This is a genomic window from Streptomyces sp. NPDC051563, assembly GCF_044454225.1.
GTDB lineage: Bacteria > Actinomycetota > Actinomycetes > Streptomycetales > Streptomycetaceae > Streptomyces.
Genome location: NZ_JBITDL010000033.1, coordinates 1 through 22,638 on the forward strand (window position 1 = coordinate 1; position 22,638 = coordinate 22,638).

Sequence of the window (22,638 nt, forward strand, 5' to 3'; positions counted from 1 at the left end):
GTTCGCGTACTGGGCGTACGTGGTCGCCCCGGCAGTGCGGCCGGGTGCGGTGCCGGGCGTCGCGGGCCCGGCAAGATCCGAAAGAGACGGCCTAGGGGTCAGGGCCGGCGGCGCAGGGCCTGGCGCTCGGACTCGGACAGGCCGCCCCAGACGCCGAAGCGTTCGTCGTTGGTCAGGGCGTAGTCCAGGCAGGCCTTGCGGCCCTCGCAGGCCCCGCACAGCCGCTTCGCGTCGCGCAGCGAGGAGCCGGGCTCCGGGAAGAAGAAGCCCGGACCCGTCTGGGCGCAGAGGGCGAGCTCGTACCAGGCCGGGGCGGCGGTATCGGTAGCGGTGGTGTTCATCGACATGCCGCAGAGCCTGTCCGCCGGTGATGGACGTCCGATCAACGCCTGATCAACAGCACAGAGTGAACGACCGTGCGTGCGATGACTTGGGTACCATGGCGGTATGGCAGACGGACGCGTGGAGCGCGGGAACCAGACGCGGCGGACCGTCCTGGAACGGACGATGAGCATCGCCTCGGTGGACGGCCTGGAAGGGCTGTCCCTGGGGAAGATCGCCACGGATCTGGGACTGAGCAAGAGCGGCGTGTTCGCCCTCTTCGGCTCCAAGGAGGAGCTGCAGCTCGCCACCGTGCAGGCCGCGCGGGCCGTCTTCGTCGACCGGGTCGTACGGCCCGTGCGGGACGAGCCCGCCGGACTCGCCAAGGTGTGGCGGCTGTGCGAGAGCTGGCTCTCCTACTCCGGCCGGCGGGTCTTCCCCGGCGGCTGCTTCTTCTACTCCGCCTCCGCCGAGTTCGATTCGCGTCCCGGGCCCGTCCGCGACGAGATCGCCAGGATCCGCGGCGACTGGACCCGGTACCTCGTGCGGCTGCTCGACGAGGCCCGGCTGGCGGGCGGGTTCCGCGAGCCGGCCGGGGTCGACGGCGAGGCCGTCGAGCAGCTGGCCTTCGAGATCATGGCGATGATGGAGCTGGCCAACGCGCACTCCGTGCTGCACGAGGAGACCACCTCCTACGACCGGGCCGCCCGCGGCATCCTCGCCCGGCTGCGCGCGGCGACGGCCGCCCCGGAGGAACTCCCGGAGCGGCCGCCCGTACTCGCCTTCCCGGCCGCCGGCTTCTCCGCCGGCGACGCCCCGGCCGTCAGCCTGCCGAGCGCGACCGCTCCGGCCCCGACCGGCCGCTGAGCCGCATCGCGGCGCCCACGACCGCCGCGGCGAGCGAGGAGAGCCCGATCAGCAGGAAGATCCCGCTCCAGTGCTCGCCGGGGCCGCCCCGCGTGAGCAGGGCCGCCGTACCGGCGACGCCGAGCGCCCCGCCGAGCTGGCGGGCCGTCATCAGCAGGCCGGTACCGGCCGCGAAGCGCTGCGGCGGCAGTCCGGCCGAGGCCGTCGTCGACAGGGCGGTCAGCACGACTCCGATGCCGAGACCGCCGAGCAGCGCGGAGGGCAGGAAGATCTGGGCGTACGAGGTGGACTCCGCGACCCAGCCCCACATCAGCAGCCCGTTGGCGGCGAAGAGCAGCGATCCGACGGTGACTGCGGCCCATTGGAGGCGGGCGGGGACCCGGCGGCCGACGACGAGGGCACCGGCCATGGCGAGGACCGCGCCCGGGGTGACGCCGAAGCCGGCCTGCAGGACCGAATAGCCCCAGCGCTCGACCAGGTAGGACGGGCCCATCAGCAGCCACGCGTACATGGCGACGCCGAAGAGCAGGGCCCCGATGTTGGCGCGGGCGAACAGCGGGTCGCGCCACAGGTCGCGGTCGACGGCCGGGGCGGGATGACTGCGCGAGCGGCGCAGCGCGAGGGTGCCCGCCAGGGCCCCGCCGATGACCAGGACGGGCACCTTCGGGTCGGTCCAGCCCCACTCCGTGCCCTGGGAGAGCCCGGCCACCACTCCCCCGATGCCGAGGGCGAGGGCCGTCGTGCCGACGGGGTCGGGGAGGCGGCGTACGGTGCGCGGCTCCTTGGGCATGACGCGGGCGCAGGCCCAGGCCACGGCCAGTCCGAGCGGGACGTTGATCAGGAAGATCGCCCGCCAGTCCCACCAGTCGACGAGCAGTCCGCCGATGCTCGGGCCGACGGCGGCGGCCAGTGCGCCGGCCGCCGACCAGGCGCCGAGGGCGGCGGCCCGGCGGGCGGGCGGGGTGTGGGCGAGTACGAGGCCCAGCGCGGCCGGGATCATCCCGGCGGCCGCCGCTCCCTGGAGGGCGCGGGCCACGATGAGCAGCTCGGCGCTGGGGGCCGCGCTGGCGGCGAGCGAGGTCAGGGTGAAGGCCAGGGTCGAGCCGAGGAAGAGGGTCCGGCGGCCCAGGGTGTCCGCGAGCCGGCCGGCCGCGGCGAGCAGGGCGGCGAACAGCACGGCGTAGGCGCTGACGACCCAGGTCAGGCGGGCCAGCGACACCTCGGGGAAGGCGCGGCGCAGGTCGGGGAAGGCGACGTTGACGACGGTGGCGTCGAGGAAGGCGAGGAAGGTGACGGCGCCGGCCAGCCAGAGCACCCGCCCGGCGCCGGGACCCTCCCCGGCCCCCGGCCCGGACCCGGGGAGGGTCCCGGGCGCGTAGCCGGGCGCGGGCACGGAGCCGGGCCCTGGCTCGGAGCCGGAGCCGGAGGTGGCGAGGGGCGCGGGTGCGCCGGGTTCGGGTCGGGTGGAGGTCATCGGCCGGCTCCTGCGGTCTCGGCCGGGCCGGCCGAACGGGTCTGTGACGGGGTGGCGCTGAGGAACTCGACGGCGGTGGCGATGACTTCCGGGTCGAGGAGGATGCGGCGGTGGCCGAGGCCGGTCGTCTCGACCAGGCGGGCCCGCTCCCCGTAGGCCGCGGCGATGGCGCGGGACTGGGCGGGGGCCGCGGTGTCGTCGTCCGCGTCGTGCACGAGCAGGATCTCCGAGGGGACCTCCTCGGGACGGCTGCACGCGTCGAAGCGGGGCCAGACATCGGGTTCGCCGGGGAAGAGCCGGCGCTGGACGTGGCGCCGCAGGGCGTCCTCGACGGCCTGGTTCAGGCCGAGCATCGTGCGGAACCGCGCGGCGAGGAAGTCGAAGTCGGCGATGGCGCCGATCCCGACGATCCGGTCGGCCCGGATCCCGTCCCGCAGTGCGAAGAAGGTGGACACCACCCCGAAGGAGTGGGCCAGGACGGCCGAGAACTCCCCGTACTGCGACCGCAGTCGGCGGATGATCTCGCGCTGCCGGCGGATGGTGGTGGCCCGGCCGCCGGACGCGCCGTGGCCGGGGGCGTCGAAGGAGACCACGGTCAGGCCCTCGGCCAGCAGCGCCTCGATGAACCCGGCGAAGCGCGAGGCACGCGAGGTCCAGCCGTGCACGATGAGGACCGGCCGGCCGCCGTCGCCCCAGCGGTACGTGGTCACGGGTATCCCGTCCACGACGAGCCGCCCGGTCACGGCCCGGGCCATGACCCCGGCCTCGCCCGGCTTCACCGTCGGCCGGCCGAGCGGCCGCACGAACAGCGCGAACGCCACCCGCCCGACCGGGCCCGGGGCGACCCGGGCGGTGATGTTGAGGGTGGTGCGCAGGAGTGAAGCCATGGGGTGCATGCCCGGTTCTCCGGATCTCCTCAGAGTGGCCAGACGGTGCCGGCTGGCCAGGATGATGGCCAAATATTAGCACGACCGTTCGTGTTGTTATGGATGGATCACGCGGGCAAGCTTCCGGCCAGGGCTGTCCCCGCCCACGAAGGCAGACGACGCCGATGCGCGAACCGGGACGAACTACCCGCCGCATCATGGAATTTGATGACCCCCTCACCGGACGGCCCGGCCGCAGCAGCGGGGGGTAGCCCCCCTCGAGACGGGTGGGCCGCCGGATGTCCCCGGCCCACGGCCGCACCGGATCCTGGCCTGAGTCAAGGAAGACTCAGGCGAACGGGGACAGCACCATGACCGATACGGACACGGCCACAGGCACGGACACAGGCACCCGCTCACGTACCCCCTCACGGAGCGGCCCTCGGCTACGGCGCGCGGCCGCGGCGGCGGTGCTCCTCGCCCTCGCGGTCGCCACCGCAGGCCCCGCCGCGGCCGCCACCGCCGGCGCGGGCCGCCCGTCCACCGGACCGGCCTCGCCGGCCGGACCGGTCGGGATCTGGCGGCTCGACGGCTACGGCACCGTGCTCCGCGTGGAGTCCGGACGGCTCCAGGAGTACCAGGTCACCGGGATCAGCTGCCTGCCCGGCGCCAGCGCGCGGCGGGTACCGGGCAGCGGGAGCTCGGCAGCCTTCCGCTACGCCACCGAGGACGGCGAGGTGCTCACCGTGCGCCCCGGATCGGTGCACGTCGAGGGCTCGGTCGGCGACCGCGCGACCCGGCGCCTCACCTCCCTGCCCGAACGCTGCCGCGAGGCCCCGGAGCCCGGCCCCGCCGCCGACCCGGTCGCCACCTTCGACGTGTTCTGGCAGACCTTCGCGGAGAACTACCCCTTCTTCGCCGTCAAGGGCGTCGACTGGAACGCGGTACGCGCGAGCCACCGCCCCCGCGTGCACGCCGACACCACCGAGGACGAACTCTTCGCAGTCTTCAATGAGATGCTCGCCCCGCTGCACGACGCACACGTCCACCTCTCCGACGGCGGCGACCGGTTCTTCGGCGAAGTACGCCCGGGCACCGTGATGCCGACCCTCGAACTCGAAACCCGCGTCAAGGCGTACATCCAGGAGGTGGCCCTCGGCGGCCGGGCCCCGCAGGAGTTCGCCCAGGGGCGCATCTCCTACGCCGACCTGCCCGACGGCCGCGGCTACCTGCGCCTCTCCGGCTTCGGCGGCTACACCAGGAGCGGTGACTTCGCCTCCGAGAGCGCCGAGCTCGACCGGGTCCTGGAGAGCGTCTTCACCGCCGAGCGCACCGCCCGCCTGCGCGGACTGGTCATCGACCTGCGCATCAACGGCGGCGGCTCCGACGAGCTCGGCCTGCGCCTGGCGGCCCGGCTCACGGACCGCCCGTACTTCGCCTACGCCAAGCGCGTGCGCAACGACCCTGACGATGCGCGCCGGTTCACCCGTCCGCAACCCCTGTACGTCCAGCCCGCGCGGGGCCCCCGCTACACCGGACCGATTGCCGTGCTCACCGGTGGTTCCACCGTGAGCGCGGGCGAGACCTTCACCCAGGCCCTCCTGGAGCGCCCCGGCCGGACGGTGCGCATCGGCGAGCCGACCCAGGGGGTCTTCTCCGACGTCCTCGGCCGCACCCTCCCCAACGGCTGGGAACTCGGCCTGCCCAACGAACAGTTCCTGACCCGCACCGGGAAGACCTTCGACGGCCCGGGCATCCCCGTCGACGTCACCACCCCGGTCTTCACCGAGGAGGAGTTCGCCACCCACCACGACGCCGCCTTCACCGCCGCCCTGCGCCGCCTCCCCCGGGCGTAGGGCCTGTCTTCCGGATCCTGCGGGGTCCGCGTCGGGGGTGGTCGGTGGCGCCCGTGGGGTCAACCCTCGGTTGGACGACGCCTCGGGCGGCGGGCCCTACCCTTCGGGGATGCAGGTAGGCAGACGGCGGATACGCGTCGACCCGCTGGTGATCGACGGCTTGCTCGGGTGTGCCATGGCGGTCGGGACCGTCGTGTACGGGTGGCAGGCGTACACCGCGCTGTACCGGGCCCAGGGTTGGCCCTCCTTCGGCCTGTCGGCCGTCGCCCTCACCCTGGCGGTCAACCTTCCCCTGGCCCTTCGGGGGCGGGCCCCCTGGACGGCGTTCGCCCTCTCGTGCGGCGCCCTGGCCCTCTACACAGTGGCCGGCTACCAGCCGTCGGCGAACCTGTGGGCGCCGCTGCTGGCCTGCTACACGGTGATCGTGCGCCACCCCGCGCGACGCGCGGTGTGGGCGGCGGCCGCGCTCGCGGTGACGTGGGTGGCGGCCGCTCTGCGGGCCGGCCTGTCGGTGGAACTGTCCGTGGCCCAGACCGCGATCGCGGTCGGGGTCGTCTGGGGGTGGGCCGCCGGCCGCCGCCGCCTGGTGGAGAGCAATGTGCGACTCGCCGAACTGACCGTCCAGTTGCGGCGGGAGCAGGAGCTGCGGGCGCAGCACGCGATCGCTCGGGAGAGGCTGCGCATCGCCCGCGAGCTCCACGACGCCGTCGCGCACCACCTCTCGGCGCTCGCGATGCAGGCGGGGCTGGCCGAGTACGTCTTCGCCTCCGATCCGGCGGCGGCCCGGCGGGCGGTGGTGTCCGTGGGTTCGAGCAGCCGGCAGGCGCTGGAGGAGATGCGCGGGCTGCTCGGGGTCCTGCGCACCGGTACGGAGGACCCCGACGAGGAGGGCCTGTACCGGTCCGCGCCCAGACTGGCGGCACTGGAAGACCTGGTGCGGCGGACCCGGGAGGCCGGGCTGGATGTCGCGTGGGCGGTTTCAGGACACCGGCGGCCCCTGCCGTCGGGGGTGGAGCTGTGTGCGTACCGCATCGTCCAGGAGGCGCTGACCAATGCGGTGAAGCACGCCGGCCGTGGCGCCCGGGTCCGCGTCGGCCTGGACTTCACCTCCGGTGCGCTGACCGGTGAGGTGATCAGCCGGGGCGGTAGCGCGGCGGTGGCCGAACTGCCGTCGAGCGGACTCGGGTTGCTCGGCATGCGGGAACGGGTGAGACTCTACGGCGGGTCACTGCGGGCCGGGCCGACGGCCGAGGGGGGTTTCGAGGTCGCCTTCACCATTCCACTGGCCCCGCTCGACGCAGCCGGGGGCGCGTGACACCTCCCCCGCACACATGGGGGGAGAAGGCCGCGATGACACGGCTGCTGATCGTGGACGACCAGGTGCTGATACGGGCCGGACTGGCCGCGCTGGCCACGGCGGCACCCGGCCTGGAGGTCGTGGGGCAGGCGGCGACGGGCGAGGAGGCGGTCGAACTCGCGGCGGCCCTCCTGCCGGACGTCGTCCTGATGGACATCCGCCTGCCCGGGATGAGCGGCATCACCGCTCTCCAGCACATCCTGGACCGGGCGCCGCTGCCCAAGCCGAAGGTCGTCATGCTCACGGTCTTCGATCTGGACGAGTACGTGTACGCCGCCCTGCGGGCCGGGGCCAGCGGGTTCCTGCTCAAGGACACACCGCCGGAGCGGCTGTTGGCGGCCGTGGCGCTGATCGCCGAAGGCGAGATGCTGTTCGCTCCCACCGTCACCCGAAGGCTCGTCGAGACCTTCGCGCACCAGCCGGAGGCGCGGGGTGCGCGGCCCGCCCGTCTCGCCGAGCTGACGGAACGCGAGACGGAAGTCCTGCGACTGGTCGGGCAGGGCCTCGCGAACGAGCAGATCGCCCGGGGCCTGGTGGTGAGCATCGCCACCGTCAAGACGCATGTAAATCGCATCATGTCCAAGCTCGGCCTGCAAAGCCGGGCACAAGCCGTAGTGGTGGCCTACGAGAGCGGCCTGCTGTCGCCGGGCCAGGCGGGTGCGCCGCGGCCCTCGACCGGGTAGCGACGTGAGCGGGGTCGTTCACTGCGCGCATGCCGTTCCGGTTCCGGTTGATGTGCCGACCCGCCGATGGCGGGCCGGCACATCAACCACCGATCAGATGATCCGAAGAAGACGCCTAGCCCCGCAGCCTGGCCCAGGTGTTGGGGCCGACCTTGCCGTCGGACGACAGGCCCCGACTGCGCTGGAAGGCCTTCACCGCGTCTTCCGTGGCCTTGCCGAAGTCGCCGTCGACGCCGGTCTTGCCGATGTTGAAGCCCCAGACGTCCCGCAGGAGGCACTGCACCTCGCGCACCTTGTTGCCGGAGTCGCCCCGGTCGGTGTACGGGGTGCCGTACTCGTAGCCGCAGTACCAGCCGGAGGGCAGCTTCGAGACCGCCGTGACAGCCGCCCCCGCCCCCGCTCCCGCCGGGGCGGCCGAGGCGATGCCCGCCGTGCCCATCAGGAGGGCGGCGGCCAGGGCGCCGCCGGACAGCAGAACGGCGGACTTCTTGGTGGTGATCACGTTTCTCCCTTTCGTGATGTGACAGGTCTCCGGGACCGGCGGGCCCCAGCGCGCCCCTCGCGGGCGCGGGCCGGGACGCGTCCCCCTCGCGTCGAGATGTCGCCCGCCCCGGGCGTCGGACGCCGGGCGTCTGGTGCCTCGCCGGTGCCGGGTGTGACAGAAGGAACGGTAGGCGGGTGGCCGGTGCCCGCTCGTCGGCCGAGGGGTTGATCCCCCGCCTCAACCCCTCGGCCCAGTCCCGCCGGAGGTACAACCACGGCATGAGAGCGCATCGCGGCTCGTACAACCATGGCCGCAACGCGATCCGGCGGGCAGGCCTCGCGGGCCACCTCTGCGCCCTCTTCATCCGGTCGGCGAGGTGATCCGAAGGACACGCCTCAAGGGCCGTCCCGCAAATGATCTCTGGGAAGTGGCGTAGGCCTTGTCGGCGGCTACGGGGCGTGCTGTCCGGCGATGTTGAGGTTGTGCAGGCGGGCTGTGCCGAGCATGGCGTAGCGAACGCCCTCGCCTCGTAGGCGGCAGTCGCGGAGGATCTTGTACGTCTTCATGCGGGCAATGCAGTTCTCGATGCGGGCTCGGATCTGCTTGTGACCTGTGTCGGCACCCTCGCGTTCGGCGCCGTGGTTCAGCTCCACATCCGCTTGATGTCGGCGGCGAGGGTGCGGCCTTGGCGGCGGCCTGCGTCGGCCGCCGCGCGGGCGCGGGTGGGGTCGTAGGGGTTGGGGCCGATGGCGTCGCGGGCGGCGGCGTCGGGGGCGGCGAGGAAGGCGTGGGCACCGGCGCTGTTGAGGCGGGCGACGTCGTCCTCGGCGCTGGGGATACCGGCGTGGCCCTCGGGCATGGGGGCGAGGACGACGATGCGGTCGTGTCCTGCGGCCAGGGTGGCGTTGGCGGCGGAGACCATGCCGGCGTCGATCCATTCGCGGCCGTCGAAGTGGACGCTGGGCCAGATGCCGGGCACGGCGCCGCTGGCGGCGGTGGCGGTCTCGATGTCGATGCCCGCGTCGGGGCCCAGCAGGCGCAGCCGGCCGGTGTCGGCGTCGGTGACGGCGACCCGCATGGCGGCGGGCCACTGGGCGGTGCGCAGGCGGGAGCGGACGACCGCGCGGCGGGTCTCGGTGTCGACGCCCGCGCCGAAGGTGCGGGCGACCCGGCCGAATCCGGCACCCACCGCTTCGGGGTCCCCGGCGCCGGTGATGAATGCCTGGGTCCAGCCTTCGTAGACGGCCGGGTCGGTGTGCATGACGGGTTCGTTCTCGCCCGCATGGTCCTGGTCGGAGAAGAGAGTCTCCCAGTCGGTGCCGGAGGTGTAGTTGGTGCCGATGAAGGAACCGGCCGAGGTGCCGATCACGGTGTCCGCGTCGCGCAGGTCCACGCCTTCGTCGAGGAGCCCGGCCAGGACGCCGATCTCCCAGCCCATGCCGGTGACGCCGCCGCCGCCGAGGACGAGTGCGCGAGTGGGGGGGCGGGGATCATGACAGCACCTTTCCGATAATCACCATTTCCGATAATCGACGTTACCGTAAGAGGATGGAGAACGCACAGCGCGGCCGCAGGCGCCACCCCGACATCGCCCCCCTGGCCCTGGAACAGACCCTGATCCTGCTCCAGGCCCATGGCTACGAGGGCCTGCGGATGAAGGACGTCGCCGCGGCCGCCGGAGTCGGCCTCGGCGCGCTCTACCGCCGCTGGCCGGGCAAGGAGGAGATGGTCGCGGACGCCTTGCGAGCCGACCGGTCACTGCACGCCACACCCGACACCGCCGACCCACTGGCGGACCTGACCGCATCCGTCGAACGCATCATCACCGCACTGCCCCAAGGACTCGGCAGACTGATCGCCGCATGCGTGAATGAGCCCGACTCCGCACTGGCACGCGTGACACGGCAGGCGAAACTCACCCCCATGATCGACACACTGACCGCCCGCCTGGAACGCGTGACCGCACCCGCACCCCACACTCGCCGCCGGGCCGAAAGCGGCCTGTCCTACATCCTGTGGAAACGCGCCTTCGAAGGAGAAGCTGCCGACCCCGCCGGCCTGTGCGACGAGGCACTCACCATCATGGGTGCACGGCCCTGATGCCCAACGCCAACAGGCCCGGCGTCCCGGCCGGTCAGTCCTCGTGCTTCGCGCGGCTCGGCTGGACCCGCTTGGGCTCGCCGGGCATCTTCGGGTAGTCCGGGGGGTACGGCATGTCGCCGAGGCCGTGGTCGCGTTCGTGACGGTCCGCCAGTTCCAGGGCGGCGTCCAGGGTGAAGGCGTGGTCGTCCATGTCCGCGTGCAGGTCGCCCAGTTCGGCGAAGCGGGCCGGCATCGTCACGATGTCGAAATCGCGCGGCTCCGCCTCGTCCAACTCCTCCCAGCGCAGCGGCGCGGAGACCGGGGCGTGCGGGCGCGGGCGGATGGAGTACGCCGAGGCGATGGTGCGGTCGCGCGCCGTCTGGTTGTAGTCGACGAAGATCCGCTCACCGCGCTCCTCCTTCCACCAGGCGGTGGTGACCTTCCCCGGCATCCGGCGCTCCAGGTCCCGGCCGATCGCGATGGCACAACGGCGGACCTCCGTGAAGGTCCAGCGCGGCGCGATCGGCACGAACACGTGCAGGCCGCGGCCACCCGAGGTCTTGGGCCAGCCGCGCAGGCCCAGCTCCTCCAGCAGGACGCGCAGTTCGTGGGCGACGGCGACCGCGTGGTGGTAGTCGGTGCCCGGCTGCGGGTCCAGGTCGATGCGCAGCTCGTCGGGACGGTCGGTGTCCTCCCGGCGGACCGGCCAGGGGTGGAAGGTGAGGCAGCCCAGGTTGGCGGCCCACAGGACGGCGGCCGGCTCGGTCGGGCAGATCTCGTCGGCGGTGCGTCCGCTCGGGAAGGCGATGTGGGCGGTCGGGATCCAGTCGGGCAGGTTCTTCGGGGCCCGCTTCTGGAAGAAGGACTCCCCCTCCACCCCGTCGGGGAACCGCTCCAGGGTCGTGGGGCGGTTGCGCAGGGCGCGGGTGATCCCGTCCGCGACCGCGAGGTAGTAGGCGGCCACGTCCCCCTTGGTGAGGCCGCGCTCGGGGAAGTACACCTTGTCGGGGCTGGACAGCCGGACGGTCCGGCCGCCCGCCTCCAGCTCGATCGCTTTGCCCGCTGCACCCATGTGCGCCACGGTAGGCGGACCCGCCCGGACCCGCACACCGAGCGGGCCCGGGCGCGGCGCCCCAGAATCGGAGACATGGATCTGCCGGTCATGCCGCCCGTGAAGCCGATGCTCGCCAAATCCGTGTCCGCGATCCCGCCGGGCATGCAGTACGAGGCCAAGTGGGACGGCTTCCGTGCGATCGTCCACCGGGACGGGGCGGAGATCGAGCTCGGCAGCCGCACCGGCAAGAGCCTGACCAGGTACTTTCCCGAGCTGGTGACGGCGCTGAAGGATAATCTGCCGGACCGCTGCGTCGTCGACGGGGAGATCGTCGTCATCCAGGGCGGGCGGCTGGATTTCGACCGGCTCAGTGAGCGGATCCATCCCGCGGCCTCCCGGGTGAAACTGCTCGCCGAGACGACCCCGGCCTCGTTCGTGGCCTTCGATCTGCTCGCCCTGGGCGACGAGGCCCTCCTCGACGCGCCGCTCGCCGACCGCCGCACCGCCCTGACCCGCATGCTCTCCACAGCCCGGCCCCCCGTACACCTCGCGCCCGCGACCACCGATCCCGCGCTCGCACGGGAGTGGTTCGAACGGTTCGAGGGCGCCGGACTCGACGGGGTCGTCGCCAAACCCCTCGATCTCCCCTACCGGCCCGACGCCCGCCTCATGTTCAAGATCAAGCACGAGCGTACGGCCGACGCCGTCATCGCGGGTTTCCGTTTCCACAAGAGCGGTCCGATTGTCGGATCGCTGCTCCTGGGGCTGTACGACGCCCACGGCACCCTCCAGCACGTGGGCGTCTGCGCCGCCTTCCCGATGAAGCGCCGCGCCGAGCTGATCGACGAGCTCGAACCGCTCCGGATGCCCGACCCCGCCGGCCATCCGTGGGCCGCCTGGGCCGAGGAGTCCGCCCACGAGAGCGCCCGGCTGCCCGGGGCGCAGAGCCGCTGGACCGGAAAGAAGGACCTGTCCTGGGTACCGCTGCGCCCCGAGTGGGTCTGCGAGGTGGCCTACGACCACATGGAGGGCGACCGGTTCCGGCACACCGCGCAGTTCCGCCGCATGCGGCCGGACCGGGAGCCGCGCAGCTGCACGTACGCCCAGCTGGAGGAGGTCGTCGGCTACGACCTCGCCGAGGTGCTGGGCGCGGGCCCGGCCTGAGACCGGTGCCAGTGACGGTGCCGGGGCCGGTGCCGGATCCGGCACCGGTCTCAGGCCGGGCCCGGTGTCGTGGCCGGTTCCGGCACCGTGGCCGCCGGGGGGTCCCGCCGTCAGCGGCGCGTCAGTTCCTCCCACTCCGCCCGGCTCGGGCCGGCGGTGTGGGGCGCGTAGCCGGGCCGCGCCGCCAGCCAGCGCGCCACCCGTGCCCGGATCTCCGGGTCGGCGTAGGCCCGCTCCGGCGGATCGGCCAGGTGCCGGACCCTGGCGCGCGCCCGCATCACCTCCGGGTCCTCCAACGCGCAGTCGAAGAGCGCGGCCACCTCGCGGGCCGTCCCGGCGCGCGCGGCACGGGTCGCGAACCTTTCCCCCACGGCCCCGTCCGCGACCACCTGGAAGTCGAACCACGGCTTGAGGGTGCGCACCGCCCACGCGTGGTACTCGGCGGCGAACCGCACCGATCCCGGGTCCCGGTGGGCCGTACGGGCCACCCTGCGGGCGGCCCACAGGGTGAGGGAAGTCCCCTGGCCCAGGGTCGGGTTGGTGTGGGTGACGGCGTCCCCGACCGGTACGAGCCCGCTCACCACCGGCCCCCGCTCGTCGGCGAGGGCGCTCCAGCGGTTGTCGAGGCCGGCCGTGGCCAGTACCTCGGACAGCGGTTCGGCGCCCAGTCCCAGCCAGGCCGCCCCGGGCGGGAAGGTTCGCGCGGCGGCCTCGAACACGGCCGGATCGCGCAGCGCGGAACGCGTGGCGTCCCCGGTGTGCACGAACAGCGTCACGGCGAACAGCCGGTTGTCGGCCGGGAAGACCGCGCACCCGGCGAAGCTGCCGCCCGTCACCGCCCAGGGGCGCCGCGGACCTTCCTCGCGGCCCCCGGGCAGCCGGTACCAGCGGCAGAAGTAGGCGAGGCCCGTGCGGTGCCGCTCCACGATGCCCGGCCGGCAGCCGATCGCCGCGAGCCACCGTTCGGAGCCGCCGCGCCGGCCGCCCGCGTCCACGACGAGGTCTCCCTCGTACGCCCCCGCCTCCGTGGTCACCCCCGTCACGCGGATCCCGGCATCAGCGGCCCCGTCCCCGGCCGCGATCAGACCGCCCACCGGCTCCCCGTACCGCGCGACCACCCCGGGCTCGGCCCGTACCGCCGTGGCGAGCGCGCTCTCCAGCACGATCCGCCGGGCCTGGAGCATCACCAGGTCCTCGTCGCCGGGCCGCGCGGGCGGGCGTACGTCGAACCAGTCCAGCTCGTGCCGCTCCCGGGCGCCGAGCCGGAGCATCTCCGCGTGGACGTCGGGCAGTTCCTCGCGCAGCACGCCGCGTGCGGCCCCGAGCAGCACGTGCGGCTGGTTCGCCTGGGGCACCGACGCCCGGTGCCAGCCGAAGAAGTCCCGGTCGAGCGCGGTGCCGGGGGCGCGCGCATCGCGTTCGAAGAGCTCGGCCGTGTGTCCGTGGCGCGCCGCGAGCAGTGCGGTGGCCAGCCCTCCTATGCCTCCGCCGACGACCAGCAGGTGTGCCATAGAGCCCCCTTGAGCCGATCGGACCGGTGGAGCGGCCGACCGGTGAGTCGACGAGCCGATGCGCCGTACGACGATCGGACCGCGGGAAGCCTGCGCGGACGGCGGTCGGCCGAAACCCGGGCGCCCGGCCGAAACCCCGCAGGCCCGGCCGGGACGTAAGGTCACAGCCGGGCCGCTCCGCACGCGGCCCCGCACACCGATCCACCGAAGGACGCCCATGAGCACAGGCACAGGCACAGGCACCGGCGAACCCGGCGCACGCGCCGTCCCCCGCCCCCACGCCATCGTCGGAGTCGGCGTGGTCGTGATCGACCCTCACGGCCGGGTCCTGCTCGGCCAGGCGCACGACGGCCGCTGGGAACTGCCCGGCGGCAAGGTCGACCCCGGGGAGGGCTTCGAACAGGCCGCCTCCCGCGAACTGGCCGAGGAGACCGCGCTGCGGGCCGCCCCCGAGTCGATCCGGATCGTCTCCGTCCTGCTCAACGCCGAGGCCGACCCCGGCTCCGGTTCCGTGTCCGGCCTGACGCGGCTGACGGCCGCCGCCGTCACCTCGGCGGCCGAGGGCACCGCCACGGTCACCGAGCCCCACAAGATCGCCCGCTGGTCCTGGTTCGCCCCGGCCGAGATCCCGGCCGCCCTCTTCGCCCCGTCCGCGGCGGCCCTGCGCGCGTGGCGGCCCGACCTGGTGCCGCACCTCCCGCACGTGGCCTCGTACGGCTATCCGACCACCGCCGCCCCGGACCCGACGGACGCTCCCGTTCCGGGTCCGGGCCCTCGCTGACGGCCCACGACCACGGCGGAGGGTCTCAGACCGCGGTCGCCGCCGCCGTGGTCGTGGCCACGGCGACGGCGGCCATCGCCATCTGCATGTCACGGATGGCGGTGCGGATGCTCCCGGCCGCCCACTGCCCGTCGGCGATCGCCTCCGTACGGGCGGTGATCTCCTTGCGCGGGCTCCCCGGGAAGGCCAGCCCGTGCAGTCCGGCGGCGTGGATCACCGCGATGAGGCTCGCGGTGCGCTCGTCCGGTTCCGCGCCCTCGACGACAGCGGCGGCGAGCCGCTCGCGCAGTGCGCGCTCGGCCGTCCCGTCGGCCTCGGGATAGCGGCGTACCGGGAACACCCCGAGGGCCTTGCGCCGCTCCTCGACGACCACCCCGCGCCCGACGAGCCGCTCCACGACCGGGGCGACGGCCTTGGCCTGGTCCTTCGTCAGCCATTCAGTCACCCGGCGCCTGTCCCGGCCGCCCACCCAGGCCCGGAGCAACTCGACCCGGCCGTCCAGGAGTTCCTCACCCGTGGGCGGGGCGTCCGCCAGCTCGAGGTACTTGCCCGAGACCCGTACCCGCTCGGCGAGGACCAGTTCGAGCAGGAGGGCGCCCGCCACGGCCCAGCCCACCACCGCCCGCTGCTTGACCGACCCGGACTCGTCGTCCAGCGACAGCAGCATGATCTCTTCAGCCAGCGTGACCTGCATCCGGCACCCCCGCACCCGTAGAACCTGTACATCCCGCAAAAACCGCAGAACCGCAGAAGCAGAACTGCAGAAACTCTAGAACCTCTTTCCCCACCTTTCCCCACCAGACGCCCGAACCCACCAGGAAGTTCCCCGGTCCGGTCCGCCCTACGGCCGCCCCGCCATCGCGCGCGGGGCGAAGTTCCCGTCGCCGAGGTCCTCCGCCAGCAGGCGCTTGGCGATCGCGTCCGCCGCCGCCCGCAGCTCCGCGCTGCGCGGCCGGCCCCGATCCTTCTCCAGCTGGTCGCCGAGCCACGTGGCCCAGGCGTCCGAGATGACGGCCGCTTCCCGCTCCCCCGCCGGGGTCTGCGTGTAGAAGCCGTTCTGCCGCGTCATGTAGCCCTCGTCCACCATCCGTTCGAAGACCGGCAGCAGTACCTCCGGGGGCAGGTGCCGGCGCGAGGCGATGAGTCCCAGGCTCGCGTAGCCGACGGTGCGGGTCATCAGGTCCACCTGCATCACCGCCCACGCGCCCGCCATGTCCAGCCGGGTGTCGGAGGAGTTCACGATCCCGCGCGCCGTCTCGGGCCCCATGCTCCGCACCAGCTTGCCGACCGCCAGCTCCAGCAGCTTCGCCGAGTCCCCGGAGGCCGTGGCGGGCGAGCCGAAGCCGTCGCCCATGTCCGTGGAGCCTGCCCGTGCGCTGTCGCGCAGCTTGACCTGCTTGAGGAAGAGCGCGACGACGAATCCGACCACCGCCACCGGCACGGTCCACAAGAACACCGTGTGCAGGGTGTCGGCATAGGCGTTGATGACCGGCCCGGCCGCCGCCGGGTCCAGCCCGTGCACGCCCTGCGGGCTCTGCGCGGCGACGCCCAGTTGCCGCGGGTCCTGGCCGGTGGCACGGGCGGCCTCCGCCACCCCCTTCGTCAGGGCGGGCTTGAGGGTGTTGGCGTAGATCGTGCCGAAGACGGCGGTGCCGAAGGCGCTGCCGAGCGTACGGAAGAAGGTGACGCCGGAGGTCGCGGTGCCGAGGTCGGCGTAGTCGACGGTGTTCTGCACGGCGATGGTCAGGACCTGCATGCACAGGCCGATGCCGGTGCCGAGGACGAACATGTACAGGGATTCCAGCCAGGCGCCGGACTGCGGTCCCATCCGCGACAGCAGGTAGAGCCCGAGGCCCATCACGGCGCAGCCGACGATCGGGAAGATCCGGTAGTGGCCGGTCTTGCTGGTGACGTTGCCGCTGAAGACCGACGCGATCAGCAGGCCGATGACCAGCGGCAGGGTCCGTACGCCGGAGACGGTGGCCGAGTCCCCGTCCACGTACTGGAGGTAGGTGGGCAGGAAGGTCATCGCGCCGAGCATCGCGAAGCCGACGACGAAGCTGAGGACGGAGCAGACCGAGAAGACGGGGTTGCTGAACAGCCGCATCGGCAGCATCGGCTGGGCCGCACGCGTCTCCACCAGGCAGAACAGCCCCAGTGCCACGACTCCGCCCACGAAGAGCCCGACGATGAGCGGCGAGCTCCAGGCGTACTCGTTCCCGCCGAGGCTCGTGGCCAGGATCAGCGCGCTCGCGCCGATCGCGACCATCGCGATGCCCAGGTAGTCGATGACCGGCTTGCCGGAGGCGCGTACGGAGGGGATCGTCTTCGCGGCCGCCACCACGACGAGGATGGCGATCGGCACGTTGACGTAGAACGCCCAGCGCCAGGTCAGGTGGTCGGTGAAGAGTCCGCCGAGCAGCGGGCCGATCACCGTGGCGACGCCGAAGACGGCGCCGATCGCGCCCTGGTACTTTCCGCGTTCGCGCAGGGGGACCACATCGGCGATGAGTGCCATCGCGGTGACCATCAGTCCGCCGGCGCCGATGCCCTGGATGCCGCGCCACACGATCAGCAGGGTCATGTTGCTCGCGAGGCCGCACAGGAACGAACCGGTGATGAAGACGATGGCGGAGACCTGGAAGACCAGTTTCCGGCCGAAGAGGTCGCCGAACTTGCCGACGAGGACGGTCGCGACCGTCTCGGTGAGCAGGTAGGAGGTGACGACCCACGACATGTGGTCCCCGCCGCCGAGGTCCGCCACGATCGTGGGCAGGGCGGTGCCCACGATCGTCTGGTCCAGTGCCGCCAGCAGCACGCCGAGCATGATCGTGCCGAACACGATGTTGCGCGAGCGCCGGTCGAGCACGGGTGGCGCTGCGGCGGGTATAGCGGGGGCTGTGCCTTCGGCTGTGGTCACATCTCGCACTCTCACAGCGCGCCCGCCCGGCCGCATGCGGCGTTAGCCCATCCGTGGGGTGGGTGCGACGGCCGTCAGCGCAAGTAGTCCAGCCCCGGATGCTCCGCCGTGTACCCGGCGACGAGCCGCCGGGCCACGGCGACGGAGTCCACGAGCGGATGCAGGGCGAAGGCCTTGACCGCGTCCGCCCGCGATCCGCTCGCCGCCGCGGCGAGGACCTCCCGCTCGGCGGCCTTGACCGAGGTCACCAGGCCCACCGCGTGCAGCGGCAGCGGGTCGACGGCGACCGGGTGGGCCCCGTTGGCGTCGACCAGGCAGGGCACCTCGATGACGGCCCCGGCGTCGAGCACCGAGAGGGTGCCGCGGTTGCGGACGTTGAGGATCAGGGTGGCGCGTTCGTCGCGGGAGATGGCGCGCATCAGGGCGAGGGCCACCTGCTCGTACCCGCCCGACTCCAGGTCGCTCTCCTCGCGCTCGCCGACGCCCGCGACCTCGCGGTTCTCGGCCATGTACGTGGCTTCGCGCTCGGCCCGGGTCCGGTCCCAGGCGGCCAGCGCCGCCCCGGGTGCCTGATCCGGCCGTCCGGCCTCGGCGTAGAACCCGCGCTGCTGGTCGCGCAGGAACGCCCCGCGCGTCTGCTTGACCTCCTGGTAGGCCCGTACGGTGTCACGGTTGAAGTAGTAGTAGTGCAGGTACTCGTTCGGAATCGCACCGAGCGAGCGCAGCCACTCGGCCCCGAACAGCCGGCCCTCCTCGAAGGACTCCAGCGCCTGCGCGTCGGCCAGCAGCCGCGGCAGTTCGTCGCGGCCGCCGATCCGCAGCCCGCGCACCCAGCCCAGGTGGTTGAGGCCGACGTAGTCGATCCAGGCCTCCTCGGGCCGGGCGCCGAGCAGCCGGGCGATCCGCCGCCCGAGCCCGACCGGCGAATCGCAGATGCCGATGACCCGGTCCCCGAGCTCGTCGGCCATGGCCTCCGTGACCACGCCGGCCGGGTTGGTGAAGTTGATCACCCAGGCCCCGGGGGCGGTACGGGCCACCCTGCGCGCGATCTCGCGGGCCACCGGCACCGTCCGCAGGCCGTAGGCGATACCGCCCGCGCCCACCGTCTCCTGGCCCAGCACTCCCTCGGCCAGGGCGATCCGCTCGTCGGCGGCCCGGCCCTCCAGCCCTCCGACGCGAATGGCCGAAAACACGAAGTCGGCGCCGAGCAGGGCCTCGTCGAGATCCGTGGTGGCCGTCACCGCGGGGGCGTCCGCGATCCCGGCGGCCTGGTCCGCGAGCACCCGGGCCATGGCACGGAGCCGCCCGGAGTCCTCGTCGTACAGGGTCACGTGCGACACCCTGCCCTCGGCGTGATCGCCGAGCAGGGCTCCGTAGACGAGCGGTACCCGGAATCCGCCTCCGCCGAGGATCGTCAGCCGCACGCCCTTACCGCCTTTCGCTGTGCTCCGGTGCCAGGATGCCGTGGCACCAGTCTCCCCCGCCGGATCACTCCACCGGCGACGGCACGGCCCGCAGCCGCGGCGGCTGGTGCTGCTGCGCGCCCGGACCGCCCGGCAGCGGGCCCGTCGCCAGGCCCTGTGGCGTGGAGAGGACCAGCGTCATCCGGGTCAGCCCCATGCCGTCGAGCATCGGGCCGGATTCCGCCACCATCCGGCAGCGCACCAGGCCCCAGCCCGGGTCGGGGTGGCGCACGGTGCGCACGGCGCCGTCCTGTTCGGCGGCCTCGGTCCCGTGGGTCGTCAGCCAGTGCGGCACTCCGTACCGGTAGGCGGCCTCCATGAACGGGTCACGGGCCACCTCCTGGCGGATGCTGCGCAGTCCCTCGTCCTCGGGGTCGGCGGCCAGCGCGGTGGCGAAGCGGGCCAGGAGCGGTACGCACCAGGCCGGTTCGTGGTCTTCCAGCACGGCCGCGGCGTCCGGGTGGAACAGCACGAAGCGCAGGAAGTTGTCGTCCGGCAGGGCGGTCGGATGCGGGCGCACCGACTGGAAGAGCCGGTCGAACGCCGAGTTGGTCAGGGCCACGTCCCAGCGGTGGTCCACGAGGAAACTCGGGTAGGGCACGGCCTCCATGAGGGCCGCGTAGTCGCACAGGTAGTCGCGCTGGGCCGGGTCGTCCGGCAGCCGGCTGTCCTCCGAAGCGCGCCAGGTGGGCGGCGGGTCGCGGTCGACCATGATCCGGAAGAGCCAGAAGCACTGCCGCTCGCTCATCTCCAGGGCCTCGGCCAGGGCGAGGAGCTTGCGGTCCGTCCACTCCTTGACGAGCCCGCGCTCCCAGTTCCCGTACGCACGCACGCTGATGCGCAGCCGCGCCGCCAGGTCTTCCTGGCTCAGCCCCAGTTCCTCCCGGCGCTGGCGCAAAATCTCCTTGCGTCGCTCCGACCGCACGGCGCCGCGTGCGGACTCCTCGCCCGCGAGGCGCTCCCCACCGATGTGGGCGAGGCCATCGGACGGGCCCACCGCTGCGAGATGTGGCACCGAGAGCTCCCCCCTCTTCCTTACGGTCTGGATCTTCATTTCCGTGTGGCGATCCTGCTACCGACTTCATTCGAGTGTCAACTATTGTGGCAATTCCAGCCTCTTGACAGCTCGTTCCCGCCACAGATGTGGCACGTTCTAGCCGTACGGACGGAGAACGGATAGATTCCAGTGGCCGACCACGTGCCCGTACCCCGACCTCGCGCGATCTAGGAGAACCACTGGTGACAGACGGCTTCCCGGCTCCCGTCGCGGTGGCCAACACGCTCCTGGCAGCCACCGTCACGCGGGTCGCAGAACTCGCGGGCAAGCTGGGCCGCGACCTGAACCAGGTCTTCGACCTGCGCCGCCTCTCCGAGGCCTCGGGCGTACCCGCCGACGTGGTGCGGAGCCTGCTGGACGGCCGGCCCGCCGGTGAGCCCGATCTCCAGACCCGGTTCCTCCAGCGCCTCGACCTGCTGCGGCGCACCCGCGTGAAGCCCAACGGCCGCCGCTACACGCAGCAGGAGATCGCCGACGGCGCCGCCATGTCGCGCCAGCAGGCCGGGGCCCTGATCAACGGCGACCGGCGGCCGACCATGGAACACTGTGACGCGATCCAGCGGTTCTTCGGGGTGCACGCCGGTTTCCTCACCGCCCATGACGCGGACGCGCTCACGGACGCCCTCCAGCGCACCGAGCAACAGCTGCTCCAGGACTTCGCGGGCCGCGCGCGGGAAACAGCACCCGCTCCGGCCGCTTCGGCGGGCGATCCGCTGGCAAGACTTCTCCAGAACCACGGCGTACGGGGCATCGCCTGGCGCGCCGCCCAACTGCCCAGCGACAAGCACCGGGACAAGGTGACCGAATGGCTGGACATGCTTCTCGAAAGCGTCAAACCGAACGAATCCTGACCCAGTCGAAAGTCTGGGTCTGATCCTTGAGTCCTGATCCGGATCCGCGCCGACGGGGAGAACGGTGAGCATAGGCAGAGAGCAGCGGCGGTTGTGCGGGGAATTGGTGGCAGGCATCAGCCTGCCCGCCCCCGTGGAACCTGTGGACCTCTACGCCGCCCTCTGCGAGGGCATGAGCAAGCACCGCGGCCGCCCGGTGGAGTTCCGGATGGCCTCGTTCCCGCCGGGAACGGCCAGCGGCCTGTGGCTCGACATGGCGGACCGCGATCTGGTGGTCATCGAGGAACGCACCGCACCCGACCACCAACTGGTGATCCTCGGGCACGAGCTGTGGCACATGAAGGCCGGTCACTGCAGCCACCACGTCGACGGCGCCGCCGTCGCCGCCCGGCTGCTGTCGGACAAGGCCGACATCGGCGAGACCGTGCGCCGGGTCGCCGCACGCACGCGCGCCGACGTCCAGGAGGAGACCGAGGCCGAGACCTTCGGTCTGCTGCTGGGCAGCCGGTGCCGCCCCTGGCTGGTCGGATCGGCCGGCCACCGCGCACCGGCACAGCGGGACCAGTTGGCCGGCCGCATCGAGGCCGCGCTCGGATACCGGGGGCACAGGAACGACCGTTGAAAGGCCAGGACTACTACACACCGGCAGCCGCGATGGCGATCGCACTCGCCTTCAAACTGCCGACGCTACGGAACAACTGGCGCGATCCGCTCCTGCGGTCGGTCTGCTCCCTGCTCGCCCTGGCCGGCGCCGTCTTCACCTTCGCCGCCCCGCCCACGATCGAGGCGGTCAACCGCTGGACCGGCGTAACCAACTTCTCCGCCCCGTTCGTCTACTGCCTGATCACCGCCTTCAGCGCGGCCTGCCTCGTGCTGATCGTCAACTGGCGCGGCGGTCCCCCGGAGGAGACCCGGCGCATCGCGCGCGCCTGGATCCTCGGCTACTCCGCCGTGATCGTGGTGCTGATGGTGCTGTTCGCCCTCGGCGACACCCCGGTCGAACGGCTGCGGGACTTCGACACGTACTACGCCAACACCCCCTTCATCCGGGAGCTGATCGCCCTCTACCTGCTGGCCCACAACGTGGCGGCCATCGTGATGGTCGCGATGTGCTGGCGCTGGTCCCTCCAGGTGCGCGGCTGGCTCCGGGTCGGCCTCGTGATCATCGTCATCGGCTACGTCTTCAACCTCTGTTACGACGCCACCAAGATGACCGCCGTCGTCGCCCGCTGGACCGGCCACGACCTGGACTGGCTGAGCACCTCGGTGGCGCCGCCCGTCGCCTCCATCGGAGCCAATGTCAGCGCCATCGGCTTCGTGCTCCCGCTGGTGTTCCAGCGGCTGAGCGACAGCTGGCGGTTCTGGTCCACGTACCGGCGCCTGGGCACGCTCTGGCGCGAGGTGCGCAGCTGCGGTCCGCAGCCGGTGCCCAGCGTGCGGATGTCCTGGTGGTCCGCCGCGGAGCTGCGGATGATCCAGCGCGAGTCGGACATCCACGACGGCTTCCTGCACCTCGGCCCGTACTTCGACCAGCGCCACCGGGACGACGCCCTGGAGCGGGCGCTGGGGACCGGCGCCGACGAGGAGACCGCGCGGGCCGTCGCCGACGCGGCCATGGTCGCGGCCGCCGTGCGCGCCCGGGCGGCCGACCCCGAGGGGCGGGTCATCGGGGCCAGCGACGAGGGGGCTCCGCCGCCCGCCGACGGGCCCCGCGACCTGGTCCGGATCTCGCACGCGCTGCGCAACTCCCGCGTGGTGGCCGAATGCCGGCGGCAGTCCTCCCTGTCGGGGAGCTGATCCCGCGGCCACGGGGCCGCCGCCGGCGCGCGGTGATCGGCTGGCGGGGA

Annotated in this window: 21 protein-coding genes and 1 pseudogene; 10 read left to right on the forward strand and 12 right to left on the reverse strand. The window is 72.8% G+C overall.

All coding sequences use genetic code 11. From position 1 onward, the window contains the following. Nucleotides 1-98: 98 nt before the first annotated feature. Nucleotides 99-347: a WhiB family transcriptional regulator gene (locus tag ACIA8F_RS31410; RefSeq protein ID WP_383952893.1), complete on the reverse strand. Its 249-nt coding sequence runs from the start codon at nucleotides 345-347 to the stop codon at nucleotides 99-101. 100 nt (nucleotides 348-447) lie between these two features. Between ACIA8F_RS31410 and ACIA8F_RS31415 the strand changes: the two genes are divergently transcribed. Next, nucleotides 448-1,188, forward strand: a complete 741-nt coding sequence (locus ACIA8F_RS31415) for a TetR/AcrR family transcriptional regulator (protein WP_399383873.1) — start codon at nucleotides 448-450, stop codon at nucleotides 1,186-1,188. Here ACIA8F_RS31415 and ACIA8F_RS31420 read toward each other — a convergent pair. Both ACIA8F_RS31420 and ACIA8F_RS31425 read right to left on the reverse strand, forming a co-directional pair. After that, nucleotides 1,145-2,662, reverse strand: coding sequence for a DHA2 family efflux MFS transporter permease subunit (locus ACIA8F_RS31420; RefSeq protein WP_399383875.1), 1,518 nt, complete (start codon nucleotides 2,660-2,662; stop codon nucleotides 1,145-1,147). The two genes, ACIA8F_RS31415 and ACIA8F_RS31420, sit on opposite strands and share 44 nt — an antisense overlap. Further along, nucleotides 2,659-3,549 carry an alpha/beta fold hydrolase gene (locus ACIA8F_RS31425; protein WP_399383877.1) on the reverse strand — a complete coding sequence of 297 codons (891 nt, stop codon included), beginning with the start codon at nucleotides 3,547-3,549 and terminating at the stop codon, nucleotides 2,659-2,661. The genes ACIA8F_RS31420 and ACIA8F_RS31425 overlap by 4 nt, the downstream gene beginning before the upstream one ends. Before the next feature lie 350 nt (nucleotides 3,550-3,899). Here ACIA8F_RS31425 and ACIA8F_RS31430 point away from each other — a divergent pair, with 350 nt between their 5' ends. The 3 genes from ACIA8F_RS31430 (at nucleotide 3,900) to ACIA8F_RS31440 (ending at nucleotide 7,424) form a co-directional block, all read left to right on the forward strand. Continuing rightward, nucleotides 3,900-5,384, forward strand: a complete 1,485-nt coding sequence (locus tag ACIA8F_RS31430; protein WP_399383879.1) for a S41 family peptidase — start codon at nucleotides 3,900-3,902, stop codon at nucleotides 5,382-5,384. Nucleotides 5,385-5,493: 109 nt separating this feature from the next. After that, a complete protein-coding gene (locus ACIA8F_RS31435) occupies nucleotides 5,494-6,699 on the forward strand; it encodes a sensor histidine kinase (RefSeq protein ID WP_399383881.1) in 1,206 nt (401 codons plus the stop codon). 35 nt (nucleotides 6,700-6,734) lie between these two features. Next, nucleotides 6,735-7,424 (forward strand): response regulator, encoded by a 690-nt coding sequence (locus tag ACIA8F_RS31440; RefSeq protein WP_399383883.1) that lies wholly within the window; start codon nucleotides 6,735-6,737, stop codon nucleotides 7,422-7,424. 115 nt (nucleotides 7,425-7,539) lie between these two features. Here the strand turns inward: ACIA8F_RS31440 and ACIA8F_RS31445 are convergent, their stop codons facing one another. The 3 genes and pseudogenes from ACIA8F_RS31445 to ACIA8F_RS31455 all read right to left on the reverse strand — a co-directional run. Continuing rightward, complete coding sequence (locus ACIA8F_RS31445; RefSeq protein ID WP_399383885.1) at nucleotides 7,540-7,926, reverse strand: peptidoglycan-binding protein; 387 nt, start codon at nucleotides 7,924-7,926, stop codon at nucleotides 7,540-7,542. A 431-nt stretch (nucleotides 7,927-8,357) separates the two neighbouring features. Continuing rightward, entirely contained in the window at nucleotides 8,358-8,561 is a 204-nt protein-coding gene (locus ACIA8F_RS31450; RefSeq protein WP_399383887.1) for a hypothetical protein, read from the reverse strand. Next, nucleotides 8,552-9,364 (reverse strand): annotated as a pseudogene (locus ACIA8F_RS31455) (patatin-like phospholipase family protein); the annotation flags it as partial. The gene ACIA8F_RS31450 and the pseudogene ACIA8F_RS31455, both read right to left, overlap by 10 nt. A gap of 92 nt (nucleotides 9,365-9,456) precedes the next feature. Here ACIA8F_RS31455 and ACIA8F_RS31460 point away from each other — a divergent pair. After that, on the forward strand, nucleotides 9,457-10,008 hold the full coding sequence (locus ACIA8F_RS31460; RefSeq protein ID WP_399383889.1) for a TetR family transcriptional regulator: 552 nt from the start codon (nucleotides 9,457-9,459) through the stop codon (nucleotides 10,006-10,008). Between the two features lie 34 nt (nucleotides 10,009-10,042). Here ACIA8F_RS31460 and ligD read toward each other — a convergent pair whose 3' ends face one another. Further along, nucleotides 10,043-11,062, reverse strand: coding sequence for a non-homologous end-joining DNA ligase (gene ligD, locus ACIA8F_RS31465; RefSeq protein ID WP_399383891.1), 1,020 nt, complete (start codon nucleotides 11,060-11,062; stop codon nucleotides 10,043-10,045). A gap of 75 nt (nucleotides 11,063-11,137) precedes the next feature. On the opposite strand from ligD, the gene ACIA8F_RS31470 reads away from it, so the two are divergent. Continuing rightward, complete coding sequence (locus tag ACIA8F_RS31470) at nucleotides 11,138-12,208, forward strand: ATP-dependent DNA ligase (protein WP_399383893.1); 1,071 nt, start codon at nucleotides 11,138-11,140, stop codon at nucleotides 12,206-12,208. A 110-nt stretch (nucleotides 12,209-12,318) separates the two neighbouring features. Here ACIA8F_RS31470 and ACIA8F_RS31475 read toward each other — a convergent pair whose 3' ends face one another. Then, complete coding sequence (locus ACIA8F_RS31475; protein ID WP_399383895.1) at nucleotides 12,319-13,719, reverse strand: NAD(P)/FAD-dependent oxidoreductase; 1,401 nt, start codon at nucleotides 13,717-13,719, stop codon at nucleotides 12,319-12,321. Nucleotides 13,720-13,936: 217 nt separating this feature from the next. On the opposite strand from ACIA8F_RS31475, the gene ACIA8F_RS31480 reads away from it, so the two are divergent. Beyond that, nucleotides 13,937-14,500 carry an NUDIX hydrolase gene (locus ACIA8F_RS31480; protein WP_399383897.1) on the forward strand — a complete coding sequence of 188 codons (564 nt, stop codon included), beginning with the start codon at nucleotides 13,937-13,939 and terminating at the stop codon, nucleotides 14,498-14,500. A 25-nt stretch (nucleotides 14,501-14,525) separates the two neighbouring features. Here the strand turns inward: ACIA8F_RS31480 and ACIA8F_RS31485 are convergent, their stop codons facing one another. The 4 genes from ACIA8F_RS31485 to ACIA8F_RS31500 all read right to left on the reverse strand — a co-directional run bounded on the left by ACIA8F_RS31485 (nucleotide 14,526) and on the right by ACIA8F_RS31500 (nucleotide 19,898). Next, a complete protein-coding gene (locus ACIA8F_RS31485) occupies nucleotides 14,526-15,194 on the reverse strand; it encodes a GPP34 family phosphoprotein (RefSeq protein ID WP_399383898.1) in 669 nt (222 codons plus the stop codon). Nucleotides 15,195-15,341: 147 nt separating this feature from the next. After that, nucleotides 15,342-17,456, reverse strand: a complete 2,115-nt coding sequence (locus ACIA8F_RS31490) for an MDR family MFS transporter (protein ID WP_399383900.1) — start codon at nucleotides 17,454-17,456, stop codon at nucleotides 15,342-15,344. 38 nt (nucleotides 17,457-17,494) lie between these two features. After that, complete coding sequence (locus ACIA8F_RS31495; protein ID WP_399383902.1) at nucleotides 17,495-18,844, reverse strand: 6-phospho-beta-glucosidase; 1,350 nt, start codon at nucleotides 18,842-18,844, stop codon at nucleotides 17,495-17,497. Nucleotides 18,845-18,908: 64 nt separating this feature from the next. Further along, a complete protein-coding gene (locus ACIA8F_RS31500) occupies nucleotides 18,909-19,898 on the reverse strand; it encodes a helix-turn-helix domain-containing protein (protein ID WP_399383904.1) in 990 nt (329 codons plus the stop codon). Between the two features lie 224 nt (nucleotides 19,899-20,122). Between ACIA8F_RS31500 and ACIA8F_RS31505 the strand changes: the two genes are divergently transcribed. The 3 genes from ACIA8F_RS31505 (at nucleotide 20,123) to ACIA8F_RS31515 (ending at nucleotide 22,588) form a co-directional block, all read left to right on the forward strand. After that, nucleotides 20,123-20,791 carry a helix-turn-helix transcriptional regulator gene (locus ACIA8F_RS31505; RefSeq protein WP_243338946.1) on the forward strand — a complete coding sequence of 223 codons (669 nt, stop codon included), beginning with the start codon at nucleotides 20,123-20,125 and terminating at the stop codon, nucleotides 20,789-20,791. A gap of 64 nt (nucleotides 20,792-20,855) precedes the next feature. Then, nucleotides 20,856-21,413 carry a toxin-antitoxin system, toxin component gene (locus tag ACIA8F_RS31510; protein WP_399383906.1) on the forward strand — a complete coding sequence of 186 codons (558 nt, stop codon included), beginning with the start codon at nucleotides 20,856-20,858 and terminating at the stop codon, nucleotides 21,411-21,413. Beyond that, nucleotides 21,410-22,588, forward strand: coding sequence for an MAB_1171c family putative transporter (locus ACIA8F_RS31515; RefSeq protein WP_399383907.1), 1,179 nt, complete (start codon nucleotides 21,410-21,412; stop codon nucleotides 22,586-22,588). The genes ACIA8F_RS31510 and ACIA8F_RS31515 overlap by 4 nt, the downstream gene beginning before the upstream one ends. Nucleotides 22,589-22,638: the final 50 nt, after the last annotated feature.